This window comes from Bartonella sp. AA83SXKL (genome assembly GCF_042196965.1).
GTDB lineage: Bacteria > Pseudomonadota > Alphaproteobacteria > Rhizobiales > Rhizobiaceae > Bartonella.
This window is the reverse complement of sequence record NZ_JBHIRG010000091.1, coordinates 1-1189: the sequence shown is the minus strand read 5'-3', so window position 1 is coordinate 1189 and position 1189 is coordinate 1. Positions and strand designations below refer to the sequence as shown.

Below are 1189 nucleotides of genomic sequence, written 5' to 3'. Positions count from 1 at the left end.
AATGGCGAAGAGCAAGTTTGAACGAACAAAACCGCATGTTAATATTGGTACGATTGGTCACGTTGATCATGGGAAGACCTCGTTGACAGCAGCGATTACGAAATATTTTGGTGAATTTAAAGCTTATGACCAAATTGACGCTGCGCCAGAGGAACGCGCACGTGGAATTACTATTTCTACAGCACACGTTGAGTATGAAACGGAAAATCGTCACTATGCGCACGTTGATTGTCCAGGACACGCTGATTATGTGAAAAACATGATCACAGGGGCAGCACAGATGGATGGTGCTATTTTGGTTGTTTCAGCAGCTGATGGCCCAATGCCTCAGACGCGTGAGCATATTTTGCTTGCACGTCAGGTTGGTGTTCCAGCAATTGTTGTTTTTCTTAATAAAGTTGATCAGGTTGATGATGCAGAACTTTTGGAGCTTGTAGAGCTTGAGGTTCGGGAACTTTTATCCAAATATGATTTTCCAGGCGATGATATACCAATTGTTAAGGGTTCTGCGTTGGCAGCCCTTGAGGATAAGGATAAAAGCATTGGTGAAGATGCTGTTCGTCTTTTAATGAGTGAAGTTGATAATTATATTCCAACCCCTGAACGTCCTGTTGATCAACCATTTTTGATGCCGATAGAGGATGTATTTTCGATTTCGGGTCGTGGAACCGTTGTTACGGGTCGTGTTGAGCGTGGTGTTATTAAAGTTGGAGAGGAAATCGAGATTATCGGTATTCGTCCAACGTCTAAGACGACGGTTACAGGCGTTGAAATGTTCCGCAAGCTTTTGGATCAAGGTCAAGCGGGTGATAATATAGGGGCTCTGCTACGTGGTGTTGACCGTGAAGGGATTGAGCGTGGTCAAGTATTGGCAAAGCCAGGATCCGTTACACCTCATACACGGTTTAAAGCAGAAGCTTACATTTTGACAAAAGATGAAGGTGGACGTCATACACCATTTTTCACGAATTATCGTCCTCAGTTTTACTTCCGCACGACGGATGTTACAGGTATTGTTACGCTTCCAGAAGGAACGGAAATGGTTATGCCAGGTGACAATGTTGCGATGGATGTTTCGTTGATCGTTCCGATAGCGATGGAAGAGAAACTTCGTTTTGCTATTCGTGAAGGTGGTCGTACTGTTGGTGCCGGTATCGTCTCTAAGATCATTGAATAAATAATGCTTGTT

At 43.8% G+C, this 1189-nt stretch carries 1 protein-coding gene; it reads left to right on the top strand.

Annotated elements, in window-relative coordinates; translation table 11 throughout:
• The first annotated feature begins 1 nt into the window (after position 1).
• The gene (tuf, locus tag ACFINO_RS09840; protein ID WP_012755022.1) at positions 2–1177 is read left to right on the top strand and encodes an elongation factor Tu; all 1176 of its coding nucleotides are present in this window, start codon (positions 2–4) and stop codon (positions 1175–1177) included.
• Positions 1178–1189: the final 12 nt, after the last annotated feature.

Bases quoted from the DNA above. Each gene is read 5' to 3' on its own strand.
- tuf (WP_012755022.1), top strand. From the start codon at position 2: ATGGCGAAGAGCAAGTTTGAACGAACAAAACCGCATGTTAATATTGGT.